This is a genomic window from Leifsonia sp. Root227 (genome assembly GCF_001428745.1).
Classification (GTDB): domain Bacteria; phylum Actinomycetota; class Actinomycetes; order Actinomycetales; family Microbacteriaceae; genus Leifsonia.
In genome coordinates, this window is the sequence record NZ_LMIO01000003.1 from 239,238 (window position 1) to 261,291 (window position 22,054).

Here is a 22,054-nt window from a genome sequence, read left to right on the forward strand (position 1 = left end):
TCGCAGCACGTTTCGCGGGCGTTCAGCAGGACGCGCTAGAGTTCTTTCTGGCGAAATTTATCTCGGCGTCGAGCTATTCTCCCGCCGAACTGCCTAGGAGAAATCGGCCGGCAGCGCCACGAGCGCGCCGGAACCAGCGGATTGGATAACCGTGGATCTATACGAGTATCAGGCCAGAGACCTGTTTGAGCAGTACGGTGTCCCGGTCCTTCCGGGCATCGTCGCGGACACACCGGAGGAGGTGCGCGCAGCGGCGGAGAAGCTCGGTGGAGTGGTCGTCGTCAAGGCGCAGGTCAAGGTCGGTGGTCGTGGCAAGGCCGGCGGCGTCAAGGTCGCCAAGAACCCCGACGAGGCGGAGGAAGCGGCCAAGGCCATCCTCGGGCTCGACATCAAGGGCCACGTCGTCCGTCGCGTGATGGTCGCCGGTGGCGCCCGCATCGCCAAGGAGTTCTACTTCTCGGTCCTGCTCGACAGGGCCAACCGCTCCTACCTGTCGCTGACCAGCGTCGAGGGCGGCATGGAGATCGAGCAGCTCGCCGTCGAGAAGCCGGAGGCGCTCGCGCGCATCGAGGTCGACCCGATCGCGGGCATCGACGCAGCCAAGGCGGCGGAGATCGCTAAGGCAGCCGGATTCCCGGAGGAGCTCGCAGGCAAGGTCGCGGACGTCTTCGTGAAGCTGTACGAGGTCTACAAGGGTGAGGACGCGACGCTCGTCGAGGTCAACCCGCTCGTGCTCACCGAGGAGGGCGACATCATCGCCCTCGACGGCAAGGTCACGCTCGACGAGAACGCCGGGTTCCGTCACCCGAACCACGAGGCACTCGAAGACAAGGCAGCTGCCGACCCGCTCGAGGCGAAGGCCAAGGCGAGCGACCTCAACTACGTGAAGCTCGACGGAGAGGTCGGCATCATCGGAAACGGCGCTGGACTCGTCATGAGCACCCTCGACGTCGTGGCGTACGCCGGCGAGAAGCACAAGGGCGTCAAGCCCGCGAACTTCCTCGACATCGGAGGCGGAGCATCCGCGGCGGTCATGGCCGCCGGTCTGGACGTCATCCTGAACGACCCGCAGGTCAAGAGCGTGTTCGTGAACGTGTTCGGCGGCATCACCGCCTGCGACGCGGTCGCCAACGGCATCGTCAAGGCGCTCGAGATCCTCGGCGACGAGGCGAACAAGCCGCTCGTCGTCCGTCTCGACGGCAACAACGTCGACGAGGGTCGCCGCATCCTCACCGAAGCCGCTCACCCGCTGGTGACGCTGGCTCTCACCATGGACGAAGGCGCCGACAAGGCTGCCGAACTGGCTGCGAAGTAAGGGCGCGACGAACAATGTCTATCTTCCTCAACAAGGATTCCAAGGTCATCGTGCAGGGCATCACCGGCGGTGAGGGCACCAAGCACACCGCCCTCATGCTGAAGGCCGGCACCCAGGTCGTCGGCGGCGTGAACGCTCGCAAGGCCGGAACGACGGTCACCCACGGCGAAGTCGAGCTCCCCGTCTTCGGAACGGTCGCAGAGGCCATCGAGAAGACCGGCGCCGACGTGTCGATCGCGTTCGTGCCCCCCGCGTTCACCAAGGATGCGGTCATCGAGGCCATCGACGCCGAGATCCCGCTGCTCGTCATCATCACCGAGGGCGTGCCCGTGCAGGACTCTGCCGAGTTCTGGGCGTACGCGCAGGAGAAGGGCAACAAGACCCGCATCATCGGGCCGAACTGCCCCGGCATCATCACGCCAGGGGAGTCGCTCGTCGGCATCACCCCGGCGAACATCACCGGCAAGGGCCCGATCGGACTCGTCTCGAAGTCCGGAACGCTCACCTACCAGATGATGTACGAGCTCCGCGACCTCGGCTTCTCGACCGCCATCGGCATCGGAGGCGACCCCATCATCGGCACCACGCACATCGACGCGCTCGCCGCGTTCGAGGCCGACCCTGAGACGAAGGCGATCGTCATGATCGGCGAGATCGGCGGAGACGCCGAGGAGCGTGCCGCCGACTTCATCAAGGCGAACGTGACCAAGCCCGTCGTCGGCTACGTCGCAGGCTTCACCGCTCCGGAGGGCAAGACCATGGGCCACGCCGGCGCCATCGTCTCCGGCTCGGCCGGCACGGCCCAGGCGAAGAAGGAGGCCCTCGAGGCCGCAGGCGTCAAGGTCGGCAAGACGCCGTCCGAGACAGCTGCCCTGCTCCGCGAGGTCTACGCGGCGCTGTAAGACACCCGAGGGAGCGTATCCCTCCACAGAAAGGGACCCCGTGGACTTCTCCACGGGGTCCCTTTCTTTTCCGTCGTGCCTGGCACCCGAGCGCTACAGTGAGCAGCATCGGGAAAAGGGGGAGCGACATGGCGCGCATCACCAACAGCGAGCTGCTGCAGCGCATCGCGCAGCTCGAGAGCGAGAACGCCACGCTGCGGGAAGCGATCGACAACGGGCCGACGCAGCCTCTCCCACCGGTCGACGGCACGACCGCAGCGACCGCGGCAGCGCCACGGAAGCACACGCGGAGCTGGGCGTGGACGCTGCTCGCCACCGTGCTCATCCTGATCGGCGCGCTGCTCGCCCCCGTCTCGGTCATCGCCTCCTGGGCGAAGGTGCAGCTCACGGACACGGACGCGTTCGTCGCCGCATACGCCCCGCTGGCGAAAGACCCAGGAGTGCAGTCGTTCATCACCAGCGAGACGATGGATGTGATCCAGCAGAATGTCGACGTGCCTGCCATCACGTCCCAGGTGGTCGACGGCATCACGTCGCTCGGCACCGGTCCGGCGGCGACGAGGGCGCTCGAAGCATTGAAAGGACCGGCCGCTCAGGGCATCATCTCGTTGATGCGGTCGACCGTGGACGGGTTCGTCCGGTCTGACGCGTTCGCGCAGGTTTGGCAGGAGGCGCTGCGGACCAGCCACGCCCAGCTCGTGGCGACGATGCAGAACGACCCGAAGGCGGCGATCGCGGTCGGCTCCGACGGTTCAGTGGGGGTTCAGCTCGGCCCGATCATCGACAGGGTGAAAGAGATCCTGGTGAAGCAGGGTCTCACGTTCGCGTCGCAGATCCCGTCCGTGGACCGCACGATCACGATCGCGCAGAACTCCTCGCTCCCCACCATCCAGTTGTTCTACGGGGTGGCCGTCGCGGCGGGAGCATGGCTGCCGTGGGTGGCGCTGCTGTTCCTCGCGGCCGGTGTGGTCGTCGCCCGTCGTCGCGGCCTTGCCCTTGTCTGGGCCGCTGTCGCGCTCGCCATCTCCATGGTGATCATCGTTGCCGGAATCGCCATCGGACGACTGGTGTTCGTCGGCTCGGTGTCGCCGTCGCTGATCCCCGCTGGGGTGGCACGAACAGTGTTCGACACGCTCACGACGGCGATGAAGGACACCGGTGTCGCCGTGCTCGTGCTGGCGATCGTGGTGGCAGTGGTCGCGTGGTACTCGGGGCCGTTCGGCGTTCCGAGAAAGCTGCGCGGCTTCTTCGGATCGGGGGTCGCCTGGGTGCGAGAGGCTGCGGAACGGCACGGCATCACGACGGGCCGCACCGGGGAGTGGATCTACGCTCAGCGCGCTCTGCTCCGCGCGGCCGTCGCGGTGATCGCGGCCGCCATCGTCCTCTTCGTCCGGCCGCTGACACCGGGGCTGATCATCTGGACTCTGGTGATCGCCGCCGTGGTGGTCGCCATCCTCGAACTGGTGCAGCGGCCGGTCATCACAGTGCCGGAGACGGCGGACGACGAGACGCCGATCATGACCGTCTCCTGAGCGCCGAAGTGTCGGCGGGGCGCCGCCGTGCCCGACCGGTAGGCTCCATTCGGTCATGAATCGCACAACCGTCGCCCTGCTCGCCGCGCTGGAGGCGGCCATCATCGTCGCGATCGGTCTCGCGATCACTCTCGTGCCCCTCACGATCCTCTGGGCAGCCCAGTACCATCTCGCGGCCGACTGGTTCAGCTTCTGGCGCGCGTCGGCCGACATCTGGCTCGTCGGACACGGCGTCAACCTCACGGTATCGCTCGACGCGCAGACCGCTGCGACCCTCGGGCTCCCCGGTGCCGCCATCCCTTTTCAGGTGACGATCGCCGCCCTGGGGTTCGCCGTCCTCACCGCCGGGCTCGGGATGCGCACGGGGCTCCGCGCGTCGGAGACGCCGTACCGCGCGACCGGCGCCGTCAGCGCGATCGTCGCGTTCGCTGCGCTCGCGACGATCGTGACGTTCACCGCCGGAAGCGCGCCCGTGCATCCATCGGTCTGGCAGGGCATCCTGCTCCCGCCGTTCGTCTATGCGGTCGGGGTCGCCATCGGGTTCGGCTTCGCAGCGCTGCGCGCAGAGCGGGCGGACGCCCAGGACCGCGGAGCGCGGACAGGAAGCGACGGCCGGCTGGATGCGCTCACCGGCTGGGTCACCCGCATCCCGCCGATGGTCAGGGATGCGGCAGCCACCGCATTCCGCGCCGGCTCCGGTTCGGCCGCCATCGTGGTCGCCGGCGCGGCACTGGTGCTCACGGTCCTCATCTTCGGCAACTACGGCGGCATCATCAGCCTCTACGAGCAGCTCCAGGCCGGTGCCCTCGGCGGCGCGGCGCTCACCATCGGGCAGCTCGCGTTCCTCCCCAATCTGGTGATCTGGCTGGCCTCGTGGATGGTCGGGCCCGGCTTCGCGATCGGCACAGGATCGTCGGTGAGCCCGATCGGCACGGAGCTCGGGCCACTGCCGGGGCTGCCGCTGTTCGGGGTGATCCCCGCAGGCGGATTCTCCTTCGGCCTGGTCGGCATCCTGGTGCCGCTCGTCGCCGGGTTCCTCGCCGCGGCGCTGCTCCGTTCGCGGGCGGCCAGGCTGCGTGACCTGCACGGGACATCCGGACTCTTGGTCGCCGCTCTCGGCATCGGTATCGTTGCGGGCATCGAACTGGGCCTTCTGGCCTGGTGGTCGTCCGGAGCCCTCGGCCCAGGACGGTTGCACGACGTCGGCCCGAATCCGTGGCTGGTGGGCTCGATCGCGGCGGCGGAGGTCGCTGTCGCGGCGGTCATCGGACTGTTGGCGGGAGGTCGGGCGAGGAGATGAGTCCCTGGCAGCCGTCGTTCCGCTTCCCGAAGCTGGAGCTCCACCGGCGTTCGGTGGAGGCGAAGCAGCTCGTGGAGAGCCCGTCGGCGCAGTTGCAGGAGTTCCTCGTCAAACTGGGCAGCGCGCTCCTCTCCGTCGGAACGGCGGCGACGGACATCCAGCGCACGCTGAAACGCGTCGCCATCGCGCTCGGATCGCCGAACGCTGCACTCATCGTCTTCCCGACCCTGATCTTCGTCGGGATGCCGGAGGAGAAGGAGACGCGGTTCGACGTCGCGGAGTCGCCGGGCGGCGAGGTGCGGTTCGACAGGGCGGCGCGCATCTACACGGTGGTCGATCACGCGCTCGCCGGAACGATCACCGCGACGCAGGGCATCGAAGCCATCGAGGCGATCACAGCGGCCAAGCCACGCTTCAACACGCTCGTGCGGGTGCTCGGGCACGGCCTCGCGGCAGCCGGCGTCGGCCTCGTCCTGCTCGGGGCCGAGCCGCTCAGCATGGTGTACGCCTTCGTCCTCGGCGTGCTGGTCGGCGTCGCCAAGCTGCTGGTCAGGCCCGGCACGTACGCGGCGATCCTGCTTCCTGTGATCACCGCGTTCGCGCTCGCGCTCATCGTCTTCGCCGCGGCCCGCACCGTCGTGGTCGCCGAGCCGCTGCAGGTGCTCGTGCCGCCGCTCGTCACCCTCTTGCCCGGCGCGGTGCTGACCACGGGCATCCAGGAGCTGGCGGCCGGTGACATGGTGGCGGGTGCGAGCAGGCTGGTCTCCGGCATCGCGCAGCTCCTCTTCCTGTCGTTCGGGATCCTGGCGGCGTTGACGATCACGGGCGTTCCCGCATCCACTGCTCTGCTCACCACGCATCCGGCGCTCGGGGCGTTCCAGCCGTGGCTGGGGGTGCTGCTGTTCTCGCTCGGGATCTTCCTCTACTACTGCGGCCCGCGGCGGTCGGTCTACTTCCTGACGCTCGTGCTGCTCGTCGCGTACGGAGCGCAGCTCATCGGCGCGGTGCTCATGGGCAGTGTGTTCAGCGGTTTCTTCGGAGCGTTCGCGCTCACGGTCGTCGCCTACCTCATCCAGTCGATCCGGGGTGCTCCGCCGGCGGTGGTGTGCTTCCTGCCCGCGTTCTGGCTGCTCGTTCCTGGTGCGACCGGCCTGATCGGGCTGACGCAGAGCGCATCCGGGGTCAACTTCGACGCGAACAGTTTCCCGACCATCGTCGGCTCGATCGTCGCGATCGCGCTCGGCGTCCTCGTCGGCACGGCGCTGTACCGGCAGATCTTCAGTGTCGCCCCCGCGCGCTGGGGGCTGCGGCTGGTCTGAACCCGCTGCGACGCGCCGCTAGGCTGGTGGCGTGCTCTCGATTGTGGTGCTGATCTCCGGCGGCGGGTCCAACCTGCGCGCCCTTCTCGAAGCGTCGCAGGATGCGGAATTCCCCGCACGGGTCGTCGCGGTCGGAGCGGATCGCGACGCAGACGGCCTCGCTCACGCGGAGGAGTTCGGCATCCCGTCGTTCACCGTCCCGTTCTCGTCGTTCGACGACAGGGACGAGTGGGGCGACGAACTGCTCGGGCAGATCGAGCAGTGGCAGCCGGACCTCGTGATCCTGTCCGGCTTCATGCGACTGGTTCCGCCGCGTGTGGTCGCGGCATTCTCGCCCAACCTGATCAACACCCACCCCGCGTATCTGCCCGAGTTCCCAGGGGCGCACGGGGTGCGGGATGCGCTGGCCGCCGGGGTGACCCAGACCGGTGCGAGCCTCATCGTGGTCGACAACGGAGTCGACGCAGGACCGATCATCAGCCAGGAGCGCGTGCCTGTGCATCCGGACGACACCGAGGCCGCCCTGCACGAGCGCATCAAACCTGTGGAGCGACGGCTGCTCATCGACGCCGTCCTCGACATCGCCAACGGACACATCGACCTCAAGGAGCTTGCCAGAGCATGAGTGGACCCCGCCACGACGCCAGCCTCTACCGCGAAAGGGACATCGTCCCGATCCGCCGCGCGCTGATCTCGGTCAGCGACAAGACAGGGCTCCTCGAGCTCGCCAGGACGCTCGCGGACGCGGGCGTTGAGATCGTGTCGACGGGCAGCACCGCATCCACGATCCGGGATGCGGGACACGAGGTCACCGACGTGGCGAGCGTCACCGGGTTCCCCGAGTCGCTCGACGGCCGTGTGAAGACCCTGCACCCCGCCATCCACTCCGGCCTTCTGGCCGACCTGCGGCTCGCCTCGCACGAGGATCAGCTCAAGGAGCTGGAGATCAAGCCGTTCGAGCTCGTGGTGGTGAACCTGTACCCGTTCGTGGAGACGGTCGCATCCGGCGCTGTCGGCAACGACGTCGTGGAGCAGATCGACATCGGCGGGCCCGCGATGGTCAGGGCGTCGGCGAAGAACCACGCCAACGTGGCCATCGTCGTGTCGCCGGAGCACTACGGCGCGATCGCGGACGCCATCGCGGCCGGCGGAACGACGTTCGAGCAGCGCCGCGCGTTCGCAGCGCAGGCGTTCGCGCACACGGCCGCGTACGACGGAGCCGTCGCGGCCTGGTTCGCCGGGGATGCGCCCAGCACCGACGACTTCCCCGAGCGCTTCGAGGTGCAGGCAGAGCTCAAGCAGACGCTGCGCTACGGCGAGAATTCGCATCAGGCGGCGGCGCTGTACGCCGACCCGACCGGTAGGGGTATCGCCCAGGCGACCCAGCTCGGCGGCAAGGAGATGTCGTACAACAACTTCGTGGATGCGGACGCAGCGCTCCGCAGCGCGTACGACTTCGACCAGCCGGCCGTCGCAATCGTCAAGCACGCCAACCCGTGCGGCATCGCCGTCGCCGACGACATCGCAGAGGCGCACCGCAAGGCGCACGAGTGCGACCCCGTGTCGGCGTACGGCGGCGTCATCGCCGCGAACGGCATCGTCACCCTGGCGATGGCCGAGGCTGTGAAGGGCATCTTCACCGAGGTGCTGATCGCCCCCGGCTTCGAGCCGGAGGCGCTGGAGCTGCTGCAGACCAAGAAGAACCTGCGCATCCTGCAGCTCCCGGAGGGCTACGCGAGGAAGACCACCGAGTTCCGGCAGATCTCGGGCGGCGTGCTCGTCCAGGACGCCGACCGCTTCGACGCAGAGTCGACGTCGTTCGGCAGTTCGGCAGGCTGGACCCTCGTCTCCGGCGACGAGGCGGACGCGGCGACGCGCGCCGACCTCGAGTTCGCCTGGCGGGCCTGCCGCGCTGTGAAGTCCAACGCGATCCTGCTGGCTCACGACGGCGCATCCGTCGGCGTCGGCATGGGACAGGTGAACCGCGTCGACTCGTGCAACCTGGCCGTGACCCGAGCCGGAGAGCGCGCTGCCGGTTCTGTCGCGGCGTCCGACGCGTTCTTCCCGTTCGCGGACGGTCCGGAGATCCTGATCGCCGCCGGCGTGCGCGCGATCGTGCAACCGGGCGGCTCGATCCGGGACGAGGACGTCATCGCGGCTGCGAAGGCGGCCGGCGTCACGATGTACTTCACCGGGGAGCGTCACTTCTTCCACTAGAGGGAGGCGCGCGGGCGGGACTCGTGGGAGAATTGTCGGCGGCTCATAAGGCCGCTGAACACCTCACCGCGATCCCACAAGGAGACACCGATGTCCGTCCTGCCCGCTGACCTGGTCGAAACGACCGGAGTGAACCTGCCGCACGAAACGCTGCACGTGGTGAAGGGGAGGCGGAGCGGCCTGACGATCAGCGTCGCGGTGCACTCCACGATCCTCGGCCCTGCGCTCGGCGGATGCCGTGTCTGGACGTACGACTCCTGGGCAGAGGCGGTGGCCGACTCGCTGCGCCTCGCGGAGGGCATGACGCTCAAGAACGCCGCGGCAGGGCTCAACCGCGGCGGAGGCAAGACCGTCGTCTACCTCCCGCGCGGGACCGTGCTGACGAACGAGCAGCGCTACGAGCTGATGCTCGACCTCGGCGATGCCGTGGAGAGCCTCGGTGGCGCATACATGACCGCTGAGGACGTCGGCACCTCCGCAGAGGACATGTCGATCGTGTCCACCCGCACCGCGCACGTGTGCGGCCTGCCGTCCTCCGAGGGCGGCGTCGGGGAGCCGAGCGACGCGACCGCCGCCGGGGTGTACGCCGGGCTCCTCTCCACGCTGGAGCGTGCGTTCGGCACCCGTTCCGTCGCGGGTCGTCGCGTGACCGTGCTCGGGCTCGGCCACGTCGGCTCGATCATCGCGATGCGACTGGCGAGCGAGGGAGCGCTCCTCACGGTCACTGACGTCAACCCGGCGAAGCGGGCGCTGGCGGATGCGCTCGGCGCACGCTGGGTGGAGCCCTCCGAGGCGCACACCGTCGAAGGCGACCTGTTCGTCCCAGCGGGCGTCGGCGGGGTCCTGACCGACAGCGTGATCGACGAGCTGCGCGTGAAGGCCGTCGTCGGCCCCGCGAACAACCAGCTCGCCCACCGCTCCGGGGCGGAGCGTCTGGCAGCGCGCGGCATCCTGTGGGCGCCCGACTTCGTGGTCAACGCCGGCGGTGTGATCTTCCTGTCGATGATGAACGAGGAGGATGCGTCGGCGGAAGCGACCCAGGAGAGGGTCGAGCGGATCGGGGACACGGTCACCGAGATCTTCGCCGTCGCGGACGAGCGAGGGATCACCACGCTGGAGGCCGCAGAGGAGATCGCGCTCGCGCGCCTCCGCGAGCCAGCTAACGCATAGAAACGCTCAGATAGGGTTGGGTCTCATGACGACTTCGTGGGGCCGCCGGCTCATCGCATCCGTGTCCGCTGCCGTCGCGGTGGGCGCTATCGCGTTCATCGCGGCGACCTTCGTTCTGCTGGCCGCAAACCAGCTGAACGCAGCGGCGCTCGGAAGCATCACGCCGTACGTGATGTACAACGCGCTGGTCGCGCTGGTGCTCACCTTCGCCGCGGCGCTCCTCGGCGGCCTGATCCGCCGCTGGGTCTCCGTCATCACGGGAGTCGTCGTGGCGCTGGTGAGCGCCATGCTCGGCACGCTCGTGCTGTTCACCACGCTGAAGGTCGGGCTGTCCGGCGCGGTCTGGGAGCAGATCTTCCAGTCGCTCATCGGACTCAACCTGCCGTTCTGGCTGGCCGTCGCCATCGCCATCCCGACGGCTGGCTACGCCGTGTACCAGGCCATCGACGAGGGGTCTGCGTTCGGCACCGGGCTGAAGATCGCGCTCGTGCGCATCCCCGCCACCAACCTGGCAGACGGCCTGGTCACCCACATCGACCGCGAAGCGATCGACGCGGAGCTCGCCGACAAGCAGTGGGATGCGTACGTCGCCGCCCTGTCGCAGGCCGGCTGGCAGACCGTCGAGGTCACGAGCGCTGACAACCTGGCCGACTCCGTCTTCGTCGAGGACACCGCCATCGTGTTCGGCGACACCGCCGTCATCAGCCTCCCCGGCGCGGACTCCCGCCGCGCGGAGACGCCGGGCACCGAAGCGGCGCTGCGCGCCCAGGGCCTGCGCATCGAACGCATCGAGGAGCCGGGCACGCTCGACGGCGGCGACGTCCTCAAGGTCGGCTCGACCGTCTACGTCGGTCGCGGCGGCCGCACCAACGCCGAGGGCATCCGCCAGCTCCGCGCGCTTGTCTCGCCGCTCGGCTACACCGTCGTCGCCGTGCCGGTGACCAAGGCGCTCCACCTCAAGACCGCGGTGACCGCCCTCCCGGACGGCACCGTGATCGGCTACGAGCCCCTGGTCGACAACACCAGCGTCTTCGAGCGCTTCCTGCCCGTTCCGGAGGCGCACGGCACCGCCGTCGTCGTCCTCTCCGACGACACCGTGCTGATGTCCTCGTCCGCACCGGCGTCGGTCGCGCTCATCGAGGACCTCGGATACACGGTCGTGCAGGTCGACATCAGCGAGTTCGAGAAGCTCGAGGGATGCGTGACCTGCCTCTCCATCCGCATCCGGTAGCGCGGAGATAACGACTCTTCTTTCCCTCTTGTGTATTTGCTGTGCATCGTCATAGGCTGTAGGGCTGCCTAGGCGGCATTACGTGAACGCATTCGGGCTAGGGAGGACGCCATGACAACGACAGAGAACACACGAACCATGACCGGGTTCGGACTCGTCGCCGCCGTCGCTTATGCGTCCCCGGAGCCAGCCCCCGCCTGGTAGGTCCCAGGCAGGACATGCTTCCCGGCTGACTGTCGTCGGCACGTCGCGCGGACCAACCATGGTTCGCGGAGTCCACCCTCGGTGGAACTTACGTCTTTGACGACCCCGCACGACCTCTCAGCACGCTCAGAATCGGGTCAACGAGTGGCCCACGAAGCAATCACTACAAGAAAACGGATCGATAATGTCTGTCGCTGAAACTCATCAGCACCCCCCACAAAAAGAAACCAAGGCACGGCTCGGCACCGTGCGGACTCTGCTGCGCATCCTGCCGTTCGCCAAGTCGGCTGCACCGCGCATCCTGCTCGGCATGGTCGCCGCGCTTCTCGCCAGCCTGGTCGCGCTGAGCATCCCGCAGGTGCTTCGCTGGCTGGTCGACGGCCCGCTGTCGACGGGTGACTCCGCTTCGGTGTGGCCTGCCGCGCTGCTCGTGGTCGGCCTCGGCGCTGCGGAGGCCGTGTTCATCTCACTGCGCCGCTGGTTCGTGCTCACCCCGGGCACGCACGTCGAGGCGAAGATGCGCAACGGCCTGTACGAGAAGCTGCAGGACCTTCCTGTCGCGTTCCACGACCGCTGGCCGAGCGGCCAGTTGCTGTCGCGCGCCGTCAGCGACCTCGGTCTCATCCGACGCTGGCTGTCGTTCGGCATCGTGCTGCTCGTGGTCAACGTCGTGACGATCGTCGTCGGCTTCGCCATCCTGATCAGCTGGAACTGGATCCTCGGCCTGATCTTCCTGGTCTGCTCGATCCCGCTGTGGATCTACGGGTTCATCTTCGAGGGCAAGTACTCGGTGATCGCCCGGCGCAGCCAGGACCAGGCGGGTGACCTGGCGACGGCCGTCGAGGAGTCGGTGCACGGCATCCGCGTGCTCAAGGCGTTCGGCCGAGGCAAGCACGCGCTCAAGCGCTTCGAGTCGCAGGCCGAAGAGCTGCGCGGCACGGAGATCGAGAAGGCGAAGGCGATCGCCGGCATCTGGCTCTGGCTGCTGCTGGTCCCGGATGTGGCGTTCGGCATCTGCCTGGTCGTCGGCGTCTGGCTGTCCTCTCAGGGGCAGCTCTCCGTCGGCGAGCTGGTGGCGTTCTTCGCCACGGCGACCGTGCTGCGGTTCCCCGTCGAGTCGATCGGGTTCCTGCTGTCGATGACCTTCGACACCCGCACGGCGGCCGACCGCTTCTTCGAGGTGATGGACGAGGTCAACACGATTCAGGACCCCGCAGAGCCGAAGAAGATCGCGAACCCGCGCGGAGAGCTCGTCTTCGACGACGTGCACTTCCGCTACCAGGACTCGCCGGAGCGCTTCCCCGACCTCCTCGACGGCATCGACCTCACGGTCGAGCCGGGGGAGACGATGGCGCTCGTCGGTCTGACCGGATGCGGCAAGTCGACCCTCACGGCCCTCACCACCCGCCTGTACGACGTCACCGGCGGTTCGGTGCGCGTCGACGGCGTGGATGTGCGCGACCTCACCAGGTACGACCTGCGCAAGAGCATCGCGATGGCGTTCGAGGATGCGACGCTTTTCTCCGCATCCGTGCGGGACAACGTGCTGCTCGGTCGCGACGACCTCGACCCGAACTCCGCCGAGGCGGAGCGCGTGCTGGCCGAGGCTGTCGAGATCGCCCAGGCCGGATTCGTCTACGAGCTCCCAGAGGGCCTGGAGACGAAGGTCGGCGAGGAAGGACTCAGCCTCTCCGGCGGTCAGCGTCAGCGCCTCGCGCTGGCACGCGCCGTCGCGGCGAACCCGTCCATCCTGGTGCTCGACGACCCGCTGTCGGCGCTCGACGTCGACACGGAAGCGCTTGTCGAGGCAGCGCTGCGCCGCGTGCTGGCCGCCACCACGGCCCTCGTCGTCGCCCACCGTCCGTCGACGGTGATGCTGGCCGACAGGGTCGCCCTGCTGGAGAACGGCCGCATCACGGCGGTCGGCACCCACCACGAGCTCTTGGAGACGAACGAGCACTACAAGTTCGTCATCTCGAGCCTCGAAGACGATGAGAACGAAGAGATCCTTCAGGAGGTGAACCTGTGAGCACCGCAACCGTATTGGGAGTCGAGGGCGAAGAGCGCAACGACTTCACCAAGGCGGAGAGCAAGCAGATCCGCAAGCGCTCCCTGCGCCTGCTCGGGTCGCTGATGCGTCCCCTGCGTCTGCGTCTGATCCTGACGGCGGCCGTCGTCGTGGTCAGCACCGCGGGCCAGGTGGCCGGTCCGGCGATCATCGCGTTCGGTATCGACAACGGCCTGCCGGCCCTGCTCAAGCAGGACTGGTTCCCGTTGGCGGCCGCCGGCATCGCATACCTGTTCACCGGCATCATCGGCGCCGTGCTGATCGCCTGGTACACCGTGCTCAGCGCGCGGATCAGCCAGGCGATCCTGATCGACCTGCGCAAGCGGGTGTTCCTGCACACGCAGAAGCTCTCGCTGGAGTTCCACGAGTCGTACACGTCCGGCCGGATCATCTCGCGCCAGACGAGCGACCTCGACTCGATCCGCGAACTGCTCGACTCGGGCATCAACCAGCTCGTGCAGGGCTTCCTGTACATGCTGTTCATCGCCATCGCGCTGTTCTCTCTCGACTGGGTGAGCGGCGTGGTGCTGGTGTGCTCTCTGGTGCCGCTGTACTTCCTGACCCGCTGGTTCCAGAAGCGCTCGCAGTCGTTGTTCCGCATCTCGCGGGTGGCGTCGGCGAAGCTGATCGTGCAGTTCGTCGAGACGATGACGGGCATCCGCGCCGTCAAGGCGTTCCGCAAGGAGAAGCGCAACGAGAAGGAGTTCGGCGGTCTCGTCGAGGACTACCGGGACGTCAACGCCCGCGTCATCCAGTTGTTCGGGATCTTCGATCCGGGGCTCGTGATGATCGGAAACGTCACGGTCGGCGTCGTGCTGCTCGTCGGCGGATTCAGGGTGGCCGACGGCCAGCTCGCCATCGGTGTGCTCCTCGCCGCGCTGCTCTACACGCGTCGCTTCTTCGACCCGATGGAGGAGATGGCGATGTTCTACAACTCCTACCAGTCGGCAGCGGCGGCACTGGAGAAGATCTCCGGTGTCCTGGAGGAGGAGCCGTCGGTTCCCGATCCTGTGCAGGCTGTCGACCTGTGGGATGCGAGAGGCGATGTCCGTTTCGACGAGGTCACGTTCGCGTACAAGCGCGACAGGGTGATCCTGCCCAACTTCAGCCTGGACATCCCGGCCGGGCAGACGATCGCGCTCGTCGGATCGACAGGTGCAGGCAAGTCGACGCTGGCGAAGCTCATCTCCCGGTTCTACGACCCGAGCGACGGCTCCGTCACGCTCGACGGCGTCGACCTGCGCGACCTCCACCCGAAGGATCTCCGCAGGGCGATCGTGATGGTGACCCAGGAGGCGTACCTGTTCAGCGGGTCCGTCGCCGACAACATCGCGCTCGGGAAGCCGGACGCGTCGAGGGACGAGATCGTCTCCGCGGCGCGCGCTGTCGGCGCCGACGAGTTCATCCAGGGTCTGCCGAACGGCTACGACACCGATGTGAACAAGCGCGGAGGACGCGTGTCGGCCGGTCAGCGTCAGCTAATCTCGTTCGCGCGGGCGTTCCTGGCGAACCCGGCCGTGCTCATCCTGGATGAGGCGACCAGCTCGCTCGACATCCCGAGTGAACGCCTGGTTCAGGATGCGCTGCAGACGCTGCTCGCGGATCGCACCGCTGTGATCATCGCCCACCGCCTGTCCACTGTCGCGATCGCGGACAGGGTGCTGGTGATGGAGCATGGCGCGATCGTCGAGGACGGCACGCCTGCCGACCTCATCGCCGGGACGGGCCGGTTCGCGCAGTTGCACGCAGCGTGGAGGGATTCGCTGGTGTGATCGCAGCATTCTGTGTGATCGCAGCGTTCTGAACGACGCGGTTCCGGTGGGGGAAGCGGCAGCTGCCGCTTCCCCCACCGCCGTGTGAGGCGGGAGAGGGGTTGAAGTTCAGCCCGCCGTCGACCCGGTCGAGTTTCCGCGCTGAGCGCCCCGGAGGATGCGGTGCCCACCGGTGGCGACCGCGCGGAAGAAGGGGAAGCGCAGCAGTGGGTGCGGCTGGTCGCCCTCGACCAGGATCGCGACCTCCGCCCCAGCGTCGATGCACTCGCTGGCGGTGAACGGGTCGACGTCGTGCTCGACCGTGCCGCCGATGATCGTGATGCAGCCAGCGGTCACCGCGAGTCCTGCCGACGCCGTGATCGCGACGCGGGAGCTGCCAGGTGCGACGATCGCGCGGATCGCTCGCGCCAGCTCCGCCCGCTCGCCGGGACGCCTGGCGGCCCGCCCTGGGAAGCCGTCGCCCAGGTCGATGACGTCGAGGCGCGCTCCTGTCGCCGCTCGCACATCGGCCATCACAGCGGCCGTCCTGGCGATCGCGGCCACATAGTCCTGGCAGGCGGCTCCCGGCCGCGTGCTCAGCGAGAACCCGGCGACGCGGACGCCGAGGGCGGCGGCGTCGCGGACGATGCGGTGCGCATCCCGTGCTGGCACTCCGCGGGGTGCGACGTGCGCCGCCCGCGGAGGAGTGTGGGGCTGCAACCGCACCACGAGGTCGAGGTCGTGCGGTGCCGAGGCGAACTTCTCGACGTCCGCCGGTCCGTCGACGACGAACCGGCGGACGCCGGCGTTATACGCGGCGAGCACCTCGTGGGGATGCGTCGCGGCCGTCGCGTGCAGCACACGCCGCAGGTCGGTCTGCGACGCCGTCAACGCGGCGAGGGCGCCATCGTGCGCGGCGACGAACGAGCCGCCCGACTCCGCGATGGCCGCGATCAGCGCGGGATGCGCGAGCGCGCTCACGTCGTAGTGCACCTCGACGCTGGGGAACGCCTCCCGCAGCGCCCTGTACTGCCGCGCTGCGCGGGCGACGTCGATCACGACGAGCGGCAGGCTGTGCCGCGCCACGAGGTCCTCGATGTCGAGATCGAATTCGACCGCGGCCGTCTCGTCCACTCCGCTGTGCGTGCCCGCCGTTCTGTCCATGTCCACCCCCGCAGCCGGCGGCGCGCCTTCGGGTGACGCGCCGTTCGACCGTGCGGGTCGGGTTGCGGTGAACATGGCCTTTCTCCTCGCTCTGTTCTGCCGACCAGGGGATGCCGTTCGTCGGGCCGTGCGGCATCCCTCGGGTTCTGGTCGGCGTACTCACATGCTGGCCCTGGCCGCCGTGACCCACATCCGGGGGTCCACCCCATTCGTTTGCGTGGGGGCACGGATGCCTTGTGGGCCATCGTTCGGCGATGATGGTGGACATGTGCCTCCGTGTTGTGATCGTCGACGACCACGCGCGTTTCCGTGCACAGGCGGCCGAGCTGCTGAAGCTCGAGAAGTTCACCGTGGTCGGAGACGCCGACACGGGAGCGCGCGGCGTCGAGCTGAGCCGCCGCCTCACCCCCGACCTGGTGCTGCTCGACATCGCGCTGCCGGACACCAGCGGGTTCGAGCTCGTGTCCGCCATGCACGCGACAGGAGCCGCCGTCGTGCTCACCTCCAGCCGCTCCGTGCGCGACTACGGACACCGCGTCGCCGACAGCGGGGCAGAGGGATTCATCAGCAAGGCAGAACTGACCGGCGAGGCGATTCGCAGCCTGCTAAGGTAAGCGCGTGGTCGCGGGAAACAGCACCGAGCCGCGCTCGTTGCGCGTCGCCGTCGCCGATGACGCGGTACTGCTCCGCGAAGGGATCGGGCAGATTCTGCGCGCGGGCGGACTGGACATCGTCGCGTCCGTCGACACGGCGGAGGAGATTCTCGCCGTCGTCGAAGCCGACGCGGACATCGACGCCGTCGTGCTCGACATCAAGATGCCGCCGACGCACACGGACGAGGGGCTGCGCGCTCTGGAGCAGCTGCGCGCATCCGGGTCGTCTGTGGGCGTGCTGCTGCTGTCGATGTACACCACGGCCTCGTATGCGATCCGCGCCATGAGCGCCGGCAGCGGCACCGGTTATCTGCTGAAGGATCGCGTCGCGGACGCCGACACCCTCGTGAACGCCGTGCGCAGCGTCGCCGCAGGCGGCTCTGTGGTCGACCCGGAGGTCGTGCAGCTGCTCGTGTCCGCCCGCTCGGCGCGGGTCTCGCTCGACACCCTGTCCGCCAGGGAGCGCGACGTCATCCGGCTGATGGCGGAGGGCAAGTCGAACGCGGGGATCGCGGCCGACCTGCACCTGAGCCTGCGGACGGTGGAGTCGCACATCGGCCACATCATGTCCAAGCTCGACGTCGAGGACTCGGCGGAGGGTCACCGTCGTGTGCTCGCCGTGCTGCGCTTCCTCGGCAGGGACGTCTAGGCGGAGACCGGAGCGGGGATGAGGGCCGCGCGGATCTGGCTCCGTTCACTGGCCGTCGTGGCCGCCGTGGCGGCGAACGTGGTCGCCCAGGTGGCGAGCGCCGTCACCGGCGACTACGGGCCGCGGCCGCACGGGCTCGGCTGGGCGATCGTGTTCGTCCTGGTCGCGCTGGTCTATGCCGGATGCGCGATCGTCGCGTGGAAGGTCGTCCGCAGCCCGATCGCCGGGTGGCTGATGGTCGGCGCGTCCCTGTTCTGGGCGGCGGGCGCCTGGTACCCCCTGGTCAGGGACATCGGCTGGCTGTGGCCTCTGCTGGCAGGGGTGACGGATCTCTGGGCGGTCCTGGTCGGCATCCTGGTGCTGTCGTATCCGACAGGGCGGATCGTCTCCAGGTTCGACCGCTGGGTCGTCCTCGCGGTGTCGGTCGCCTTCCTGATCCGGTTCGGCGGCATCCTCCTGTTCTCGTCCCCGTCCCAGAGCGCGTGCGGCTGCGTGGCCAATGCGTACGCGATCGTCCCGAGCGACGGGGCGGACTTCTGGCTCGGCGTCGGCTGGCGGCTGGCCGGCCTCGCGCTGCTGCTGACGGTGGCGGTGCGACTCGCCATGCGCTGGTTCCAGTCCACGCTGCCCGCCAGGCGCGTGGCCTTCGTGATGCCGCTCGCCCTGCTGCTCTGGTGCTACGGCACGGTGCAGGATTCGGTCAGCTTCACGCTCGGCTGGGACAGCGGGTGGCTGCAGTTCGTCCCACCCGTCGCCATCGCCCTCATTCCGCCGTCCTACGTCGGGGGCGTGCTCTATGCGCGCGGACTCCGCTCGCGTGTCGCCGACCTCGTGATCGTCGCCCGCGACAAGGTCGACAGGGCGCTCTGGGAGTCGAGTCTCGCGCGCACGCTGCACGACAACTCGCTGCGCGTCTACTGGTGGGACGACCACCTCGAAGGGTACGAGACGAGCGACGGGGAGCGCATCGCGGACGGCGGAGGGCCGCAACGGCCCGGCCGCTCGACGCTCACGATCGACTCCGACCAGGGCCCCATCGCGCTCATCGAGCACGACGTCGCTCTCAGTCAGGACGACAGACTCCTGGACGCGGTCTCCTCAGCCCTCCTGCTCTCCGTCGACAACGACCGGCTGCGGCAGAAGCTGGAGCGCACCCTCCAGGAGGTGCGCGAGTCGCGTCTCCGCATCGTGGAAGAGGGGTACCTCGCCAGACGGCGGCTCGAACGCGACCTGCACGACGGGTCGCAGCAGCAGCTCGTGTCGCTCGCGATCAGCCTGCGGATCGCGACGGCGAAGGCCGAGGCGGCGGGGAGCGGGGAGCTGGCGGGCGACCTGGAGCGCGCATCCACCCAGTTGGCTGACGCGCTGCGCGAACTGCGGGAGCTGGCGAGAGGCATCCATCCGACCGTGCTCACCGACGGCGATCTGACGTCGGCGATCGAAGAGCTCGCCAATCGCAGCCACCTGCCGGTGGAGGTGCACGTCGACATGCCGGAGCGACTGTCCGACGTGATCGAGGAGACCATCTACTTCTGCGTGTCGGAGGGGCTCGCCAACGCGGCGAAGCACTCGCAGGCGCGCAACTGCTCAGTGAGCGTGAGCCGGTCGGACGGGACGGTGACGGTCATCGTCAAGGACGACGGCCAGGGCGGAGCCAGGGTCGAACCGGGCGGCGGTCTCGGCGGCATCCGCGACAGGGTCGAAGCCGTGGACGGTCACGCCGTGGTGCAGTCGGTCGCCGGGCTCGGGACGATCATCGAGCTGACCATCCCCGTGCAGCACGCCGCGGCAGGGGCAGCGGAGAGCTAGCGCGCTAGTTCTTCGGGGTCGCCGCGTACACCTGGTCGCCGATCAGGAACGCCGACCAGCCGCCTGGGCAGCTCACCCCCTGCGCTGGAATGCCGTCGACAGGCCACCAGCTGTCCTGCACGGTGGGCTTCGGGATGGCCGCGGCCTTCTCGCAGGTTCCGGCGACGAAGTGCGTCTTCGACGTGTACGTGAGGATCGCGCCACCGCCCTTGGTGTCGTAGTCCACCCGGATGATCGTGGCGTCGTCTGGGACGAACGTCGGCGAGCCGAACGCGGCGGTCGACGCCGCCTTGAACTCCTTGGCCGAGTCGTAGATGGCCGCGTCGACGTGCGGGACGAACGCGGCGACGACGGAGCATCCGGAGAGGGTCACGGCGATGGCGGCAGCAGACGCGGCGAGACCGACGAGACGCATACGGGGCACAGAAACTCCTGAAGGTGCGGTAGACAGACCCCCTTAGTCAACACGATCAAGCTGTGACGTTCATCGGTCGTTGGGATGATCCTCCTACGGAGTGTATCTGGCCGCCCGCAGGTCGATGCGGTACGCGACGTTGCCTCCACCGAGAAGAGGGGTGCCCTCCGCGCGGTAATACTGCAGCGCGATGTGCTCGTGGTCGACCGGTGGATGCCCGCTCGCCCGCACGACCCTCCACCACGGGTAATCGCTGCCGTAGTACGCCATGATCTGGCCGACCATGCGCGCGGCGCGGGATCCGAGCGTGGCCGCGACGTCGCCGTACGTCATGACGCGGCCGGGCGGGATGGACTCGACGACGGACAGGACGCGCTCGACGAACGGCTCCTGGTCGCCGCTGTCTCGCCGCCTGTCAGAGCTCGAGGGCACCGATCGTCTCGCCGTACTGGGTCTCGCCGATGGGCTGGAATCCGCTGCGCAGGAAGAACTGCTCAGGGCCGAGCTCGCCGGACTCCCAGATCACGTAGAGCCGGGAGAGCCCTCGGTTTCGCGCTTCGTCGGCCAGCGAGCGGACCGCGAAGGTGCCGATGCCTCTGCCCTGGTCGTCCGCATCCACGTTGATGCGCCACAGGATGGCGCGGAACTCCTCGTGCTCGGCGTCCGGGTCGAAGTTGCCCATGATGAAGCCGACGACCTCCTCGCCGTCGGTGACGACGCGCTGCCACGAGGTCTGCGGGTTGGTCACCGCAGCAGCAGCCGAGTACGAGACGGGAGCGACGAACTGCTCCTGGCCCGGCTTCAGCGTGAGAGCGTTCGCCGCTACAACGTTCGACGCGCTCAACTCTTCAAGTCTCAACTCAGCCATAACGAAAGGGTAACGTGCGCGGGGGATACTGGCATAGTCGCGCTGCCTGCCGATCCGCTGAGCGAATTTGTCTCGATGTCAAGATAGTTGCGTGCCTCCGGTAAGCTGTCGACGGCTGAAAAACGGCACAGACCACAGGAGATCCATTGGACAAGATCAAGGTTGAAGGCACCGTCGTCGAACTCGACGGCGACGAGATGACTCGCATCATCTGGCAGGCGATCAAAGACTCCCTCATCCACCCGTACCTCGATGTGAACCTCGAGTACTACGACCTCGGCATCGAGAAGCGCGACGAGACCGACGACCAGATCACCGTGGATGCGGCGAACGCCATCCTGAAGCACGGTGTCGGCGTCAAGTGCGCGACGATCACGCCCGACGAGGCCCGCGTCGAGGAGTTCGGCCTGAAGAAGATGTGGCGGAGCCCGAACGGCACCATCCGCAACATCCTCGGCGGCGTCGTCTTCCGCGAGCCGATCATCATCTCGAACATCCCGCGCCTGGTGCCGGGCTGGAACAAGCCGATCGTCATCGGCCGTCACGCCTTCGGCGACCAGTACCGCGCCACCGACTTCACGTTCGACGGCCCAGGAACGCTCACGCTCAGCTTCCAGCCGAGTGACGGCGGAGAGGCCAAGTCGTTCGAGGTGTACCAGGCGCCCGGCGCCGGCGTCGCGCTCGCGATGTACAACCAGGACGCGTCGATCCGCGACTTCGCCCGTGCATCGTTCAACTACGGCCTCGACCGTCAGTACCCGGTGTACCTGTCGACCAAGAACACCATCCTCAAGGCGTACGACGGCCGCTTCAAGGACCTCTTCCAGGAGGTCTTCGACGCCGAGTACAAGGAGAAGTTCGACGCGGCAGGCCTCACGTACGAGCACCGCCTGATCGACGACATGGTCGCATCCAGCCTCAAGTGGGAGGGCGGATACGTCTGGGCCTGCAAGAACTACGACGGCGACGTCCAGTCCGACACCGTCGCGCAAGGCTTCGGCTCGCTCGGCCTGATGACCAGCGTGCTGACCACGCCGGACGGCAAGGTCGCCGAGGCTGAGGCTGCGCACGGCACGGTCACGCGCCACTACCGTCAGCACCAGCAGGGCAAGCCGACGTCGACCAACCCGATCGCCTCGATCTACGCCTGGACGCGCGGCCTCGCGCACCGCGGCAAGCTCGACGGCAACCAGGAGCTCATCGACTTCACGCACACCCTCGAGGACGTCGTCATCAAGACGGTCGAGTCCGGCAAGATGACGAAGGACCTCGCGCTCCTCGTCGGCCCTGAGCAGCCGTACCAGACCACCGAGGAATTCCTCGCGACCCTCGGCGAGAACCTGAAGGCGCGCCTGGGCTAAGGCTCGAACGCACGTCGAAAGGCCCTGTGGATGCTCGCATCCACAGGGCCTTTCGGTATTCGCATGGTGGTTCTGTATCGTGGACGCGTTCCGCCATCGCGGGGGAGCGCAACCATCAAGGGGGAA

The 22,054-nt window shown here is 68.1% G+C and carries 19 protein-coding genes; 15 read left to right on the forward strand and 4 right to left on the reverse strand.

Annotation, left to right across the window (positions count from 1 at the left end; all coding sequences use genetic code 11):
• Window positions 1-151: 151 nt before the first annotated feature.
• From sucC to ASE16_RS11280, 11 genes are all read left to right on the forward strand, one after another.
• Window positions 152-1,315 (forward strand): ADP-forming succinate--CoA ligase subunit beta, encoded by a 1,164-nt coding sequence (sucC, locus tag ASE16_RS11230; RefSeq protein ID WP_055894928.1) that lies wholly within the window; start codon window positions 152-154, stop codon window positions 1,313-1,315.
• Between the two features lie 14 nt (window positions 1,316-1,329).
• Window positions 1,330-2,217, forward strand: coding sequence for a succinate--CoA ligase subunit alpha (gene sucD, locus ASE16_RS11235; protein ID WP_055894930.1), 888 nt, complete (start codon window positions 1,330-1,332; stop codon window positions 2,215-2,217).
• A gap of 128 nt (window positions 2,218-2,345) precedes the next feature.
• The gene (locus ASE16_RS11240) at window positions 2,346-3,749 is read left to right on the forward strand and encodes a hypothetical protein (RefSeq protein ID WP_055894931.1); all 1,404 of its coding nucleotides are present in this window, start codon (window positions 2,346-2,348) and stop codon (window positions 3,747-3,749) included.
• Window positions 3,750-3,804: 55 nt separating this feature from the next.
• Window positions 3,805-5,049: a DUF6350 family protein gene (locus ASE16_RS11245; protein ID WP_055894933.1), complete on the forward strand. Its 1,245-nt coding sequence runs from the start codon at window positions 3,805-3,807 to the stop codon at window positions 5,047-5,049.
• Window positions 5,046-6,368: a threonine/serine ThrE exporter family protein gene (locus tag ASE16_RS11250; RefSeq protein ID WP_055894935.1), complete on the forward strand. Its 1,323-nt coding sequence runs from the start codon at window positions 5,046-5,048 to the stop codon at window positions 6,366-6,368. The genes ASE16_RS11245 and ASE16_RS11250 overlap by 4 nt, the downstream gene beginning before the upstream one ends.
• 31 nt (window positions 6,369-6,399) lie before the next feature.
• Window positions 6,400-6,993 carry a phosphoribosylglycinamide formyltransferase gene (gene purN, locus ASE16_RS11255; protein WP_055894937.1) on the forward strand — a complete coding sequence of 198 codons (594 nt, stop codon included), beginning with the start codon at window positions 6,400-6,402 and terminating at the stop codon, window positions 6,991-6,993.
• Window positions 6,990-8,585 (forward strand): bifunctional phosphoribosylaminoimidazolecarboxamide formyltransferase/IMP cyclohydrolase, encoded by a 1,596-nt coding sequence (gene purH, locus ASE16_RS11260; protein ID WP_055894939.1) that lies wholly within the window; start codon window positions 6,990-6,992, stop codon window positions 8,583-8,585. The genes purN and purH overlap by 4 nt, the downstream gene beginning before the upstream one ends.
• Window positions 8,586-8,675: 90 nt before the next feature.
• Window positions 8,676-9,755, forward strand: coding sequence for a Glu/Leu/Phe/Val dehydrogenase family protein (locus ASE16_RS11265; RefSeq protein ID WP_055894941.1), 1,080 nt, complete (start codon window positions 8,676-8,678; stop codon window positions 9,753-9,755).
• A gap of 25 nt (window positions 9,756-9,780) precedes the next feature.
• Window positions 9,781-10,986, forward strand: a complete 1,206-nt coding sequence (ddaH, locus tag ASE16_RS20325) for a dimethylargininase (RefSeq protein ID WP_055894943.1) — start codon at window positions 9,781-9,783, stop codon at window positions 10,984-10,986.
• A gap of 388 nt (window positions 10,987-11,374) precedes the next feature.
• Window positions 11,375-13,219, forward strand: coding sequence for an ABC transporter ATP-binding protein (locus ASE16_RS11275; RefSeq protein WP_055894945.1), 1,845 nt, complete (start codon window positions 11,375-11,377; stop codon window positions 13,217-13,219).
• Complete coding sequence (locus ASE16_RS11280) at window positions 13,216-15,030, forward strand: ABC transporter ATP-binding protein (RefSeq protein ID WP_055894947.1); 1,815 nt, start codon at window positions 13,216-13,218, stop codon at window positions 15,028-15,030. Before ASE16_RS11275 ends, ASE16_RS11280 begins: the two co-directional genes overlap by 4 nt.
• Window positions 15,031-15,138: 108 nt before the next feature.
• Here the strand turns inward: ASE16_RS11280 and ASE16_RS11285 are convergent, their stop codons facing one another.
• Complete coding sequence (locus tag ASE16_RS11285; RefSeq protein ID WP_055894949.1) at window positions 15,139-16,173, reverse strand: hypothetical protein; 1,035 nt, start codon at window positions 16,171-16,173, stop codon at window positions 15,139-15,141.
• Between the two features lie 266 nt (window positions 16,174-16,439).
• Here ASE16_RS11285 and ASE16_RS11290 point away from each other — a divergent pair, with 266 nt between their 5' ends.
• Genes ASE16_RS11290 through ASE16_RS11300 form a run of 3 tightly spaced genes read left to right on the forward strand, consistent with a single transcriptional unit; the run spans window position 16,440 to window position 19,284 of the window.
• Entirely contained in the window at window positions 16,440-16,787 is a 348-nt protein-coding gene (locus ASE16_RS11290) for a response regulator transcription factor (protein WP_055896366.1), read from the forward strand.
• A 4-nt stretch (window positions 16,788-16,791) separates the two neighbouring features.
• Entirely contained in the window at window positions 16,792-17,475 is a 684-nt protein-coding gene (locus tag ASE16_RS11295; protein ID WP_235500468.1) for a LuxR C-terminal-related transcriptional regulator, read from the forward strand.
• A gap of 18 nt (window positions 17,476-17,493) precedes the next feature.
• Window positions 17,494-19,284, forward strand: a complete 1,791-nt coding sequence (locus ASE16_RS11300; RefSeq protein WP_082581399.1) for a sensor histidine kinase — start codon at window positions 17,494-17,496, stop codon at window positions 19,282-19,284.
• Between the two features lie 4 nt (window positions 19,285-19,288).
• On the opposite strand, the gene ASE16_RS11305 is transcribed toward ASE16_RS11300, so the two are convergent.
• The 3 genes from ASE16_RS11305 to ASE16_RS11315 form a co-directional block, all read right to left on the reverse strand.
• On the reverse strand, window positions 19,289-19,699 hold the full coding sequence (locus ASE16_RS11305; RefSeq protein WP_235500509.1) for a hypothetical protein: 411 nt from the start codon (window positions 19,697-19,699) through the stop codon (window positions 19,289-19,291).
• 93 nt (window positions 19,700-19,792) lie between these two features.
• On the reverse strand, window positions 19,793-20,131 hold the full coding sequence (locus ASE16_RS11310) for an MGMT family protein (RefSeq protein WP_055894953.1): 339 nt from the start codon (window positions 20,129-20,131) through the stop codon (window positions 19,793-19,795).
• Entirely contained in the window at window positions 20,115-20,567 is a 453-nt protein-coding gene (locus ASE16_RS11315) for a GNAT family N-acetyltransferase (protein WP_055894955.1), read from the reverse strand. The genes ASE16_RS11310 and ASE16_RS11315 overlap by 17 nt, the downstream gene beginning before the upstream one ends.
• 146 nt (window positions 20,568-20,713) lie before the next feature.
• On the opposite strand from ASE16_RS11315, the gene ASE16_RS11320 reads away from it, so the two are divergent.
• Entirely contained in the window at window positions 20,714-21,928 is a 1,215-nt protein-coding gene (locus tag ASE16_RS11320) for an NADP-dependent isocitrate dehydrogenase (protein WP_055894957.1), read from the forward strand.
• Window positions 21,929-22,054 lie beyond the last annotated feature (126 nt).